Origin of the sequence: Photobacterium sp. OFAV2-7 (genome assembly GCF_022347985.1) — a bacterium.
Classification (GTDB): Bacteria; Pseudomonadota; Gammaproteobacteria; order Enterobacterales; family Vibrionaceae; genus Photobacterium.
This window is the reverse complement of the sequence record NZ_JAKRFQ010000541.1, coordinates 1-3,536: the sequence shown is the minus strand read 5'-3', so window position 1 is coordinate 3,536 and position 3,536 is coordinate 1. Positions and strand designations below refer to the sequence as shown.

The following is a 3,536-nucleotide window of genomic DNA, read 5'->3' as shown; positions in this document are numbered from 1 at the left end:
CTTATCGGCCTGTCGTACCTTACCCTGATAACCTTGCTTGCTGGCACCGGTAAACGCCCCCGGCGCATAACCGAAGAGCTCCGACTCAATCAGATCCTGCGGCAACGCACCACAGTTAACCGCTACCAGTGGGCCGGTATGACGCTGGCTTTGGCTGTGCAGCTGTTTGACAAACTCTCCCTTGCCGACCCCCGTCTCGCCCAAAATCAGCAAGCTGACATCTTTGTTAATCAACTTACAGGCCTGCTGCCAGGCCTGCTCCATACGGCTGTCACCAAAATGGAGCGGGCAGGATGGTGAATATACCTGAGATGAGCGGGTTGAAGCCGCTGCTTTATGGATTGGCTGACGACTAAACACCAGATCACCAGAAGGAACCAGTGAGCGACTGACAGTTTGCAGCGTGTTGTCCATCAAAGCATCGATATGACACCCCAGTATCTGCTGCTGATCCAGCAAGCGGGCTGCAACGGCGTTATGAGCGACTACATGGCCCGCTTCGTCGGCGATAACAATACCCTGCCAACCGCTGTTTAGCAGTTGCTTGTCAAATGCTACATCGACCCTGATTTTGCCATTGGGTACCTGGCACAATAGGCAGTTCTCAATTAATTGCACCATATTCTGAATTAGCATCCGGGTCTGTTCCGAATGCACTTTCTGTTCGCTAGTGATATCAAGCACCCCCAGCAACTCACCGGAAGGGCTGAACAGCGGCCCGGCCGAACAACTGATAAACCGGTGTTTACGAATAAAGTGCTGATCTCCCACTACCATCACAAAGCGTTGGTCGGCCAGTGCCGTTCCGATAGCATTGGTACCCTTCAGGCTCTCCTGCCAACAAACGCCCGACTCAAGGGCAATACTAGTCAGGCGTTGCTCAAACCGAGACTGCCCCCATGCACCGATAATCACGCCCTCCCGGTCAGTCAAAATCAGGCGGCTGTTGGTACCGGCAAACATCTGGTTAAACAGGGGGACGGCCAGCTTTTCAACCGCCGCCGTCAAATGCTTCGCTTGATACTGCCGCTGAACGAGCTGATCACGTTCGATCCGGACATGTTCCGGAGCGTGCTGCTCGTCAAGCCCAGCCTGCTGGCTACGACGCCAGGATTGTTCCAGCCAGTCATGCTGGGGAGAGTCAACGAATGAGTGCATAGATTAACTGTTCCATGTTGTCACAGAGCAAGTGTGCCATTTTGTAACAGTTGAACATTTTCAACAGCCTGGCGTTCTTACCCTTGAATGCAGAGGTTATCTCATAAAATTTTATTAATCATAGCGTTACATTTTATTAACAACAAGTCTGTAATTCTGGCCTGCTGTTTGCGTAGTAAGAAAGTAGAGCAACACAACAAAACATGCTTAAAAACAATTAGCTGTATCAATGCAGCCACTATTTCGTGAACAGAAGCAAAGAAGGAACGACCTATGATCTACGCGCAACCAGGAACCGACAATGCTGTTATTACATTCAAGCCTCAGTACGACAACTATATTGGCGGAGAGTGGATTAAGCCTGTCAGCGGAGAGTATTTCGATAATGTCTCGCCAGTAAACGGCGAAGCCTATTGTCAGGTTGCCAAGTCAGGCGAAGCCGACATTAATCTTGCACTGGATGCCGCCCACAATGTACGCGCCACTTGGGCTGCTACCAGCGTTACCGAACGTGCCAATATCCTGCTAAAAATCGCCGATCGTATCGAACAGAACATCGAAATGCTGGCAGTTGCCGAAACCTGGGAAAACGGCAAGCCGGTACGAGAAACCCTTGCAGCCGACCTACCACTGGTCGTTGATCACTTCCGCTATTTTGCCGGCTGTATCCGGGCACAGGAAGGATCTGCTGCCGAACTGGACGTCAACACGGCAAGCTACCACTTCCCGGAGCCTATCGGTGTTGTCGGCCAAATCATTCCGTGGAACTTCCCGATGCTGATGGCAGCCTGGAAACTGGCTCCGGCGCTAGCGGCTGGCTGTTGTGTCGTTCTTAAACCTGCTGAACAGACACCGACATCAATACTGGTATTAATGGAAACTATCGGTGATCTGATCCCGGCAGGCGTGGTTAACATCGTCAATGGCTACGGCCATGAAGCCGGTCAGGCGTTAGCTACCAGCAACCGCATTGCCAAGCTGGCCTTTACCGGTTCGACCGAGGTCGGCAACCACATCCTGAAATGTGCAGCTGACAGCCTGATCCCATCCACCGTTGAGCTTGGTGGTAAGTCACCAAACATCTACTTTGCCGATATCTTCGATCACGAAGATGCCTATCTCGACAAGTGTATCGAGGGAATGCTGCTGGCCTTCTTTAACCAGGGCGAAGTTTGTACCTGTCCTTCTCGAGTCTTGATCCACGAGTCTATTTACGATGAATTCATCGCCAAAGTTGTCGAACGCGCACAAAGCATCAAACAAGGCAATCCGCTGGATACCGACACCCAGGTTGGTGCACAGGCATCGAAAGAGCAATTCGACAAGATCCTGAGCTATCTGGAAATCGGTCGCAACGAAGGCGCTGAAGTACTGGTCGGCGGCAGTGCCGTCGAGCAAGGCGGCGATCTGGAGCAAGGCTACTACATCGCGCCGACCATGCTAAAAGGCAACAACAAAATGCGGGTGTTCCAGGAAGAGATTTTCGGCCCGGTCATTGCTATTACTACTTTCAAAGATGAAGCCGAAGCACTGGAAATTGCCAACGATACCGAGTACGGCCTTGGTGCAGGAGTATGGACCCGGGATACCAATCTAGCCTACCGCATGGGCCGTCAGATCGAAGCAGGCCGGATCTGGATCAACTGCTATCACGCCTACCCGGCACATGCTGCTTTCGGCGGTTACAAGAAGTCCGGCATCGGCAGAGAAACTCATAAGATGATGCTTGATCACTACCAGAATACCAAGAACCTTCTGGTCAGCTATGACGTCAACCCATTGGGCTTCTTTTAACCCTTTTTCCCAACCTTAAACCATACGGTTCATCCCTCCAGCAGGCCTAATCCCTACAGGCCTGCTGATTATTGAGTCAAAAACAACTCATATCTACGCTATATATCATCACTGCTACCTTATTCCTTTGAATATCGGTAACAAAATGTAAATAACGACAGCTTTACGTGCCAGACGCATGTAATATTCAGCGCGTATAAAGCTAGTGGTTGAGAAACTACGCGAGTATTGTTTTATTGAAGGGGTATCACGTATGGAATGCCAATGCACCCAAATCGTCCGTGTAAAGCGGAATTTCTGGCAGCGTATGGTTTATAAGTCCATCCACCGCTGCACACAGTGCGGACGAGTATTTAAGCTATAAACATGGCTCTGCCAGAGCAAAATAACTAAAAATAGAACGGTGCATATCGAACATCGTCATTGGCTATCAAGCCCACAAGAAGCAAACATACAAAGAAAAAGCCACTTTTAGTGGCTTTTTCTTTTTCACCTGACCCGAAGAATCACCATAACCGAACTGTCGACTAATCTTCCCGGGGGAATAGTGTACTGACCATGAGCAGGCTAACCGTACATAACGC

At 50.4% G+C, this 3,536-nt stretch carries 2 protein-coding genes; one reads left to right on the top strand and one right to left on the bottom strand.

Going from position 1 to position 3,536, the window contains the following annotated elements; genetic code table 11:
- A partial coding sequence (locus MHN01_RS20545; RefSeq protein ID WP_239413123.1) for a sigma-54-dependent Fis family transcriptional regulator occupies positions 1-1,158 on the bottom strand: 1,158 nt, incomplete at its 3' end.
- 273 nt (positions 1,159-1,431) lie between these two features.
- Between MHN01_RS20545 and MHN01_RS20540 the strand changes: the two genes are divergently transcribed.
- Positions 1,432-2,952, top strand: coding sequence for an aldehyde dehydrogenase family protein (locus MHN01_RS20540; RefSeq protein ID WP_239413122.1), 1,521 nt, complete (start codon positions 1,432-1,434; stop codon positions 2,950-2,952).
- Positions 2,953-3,536 lie beyond the last annotated feature (584 nt).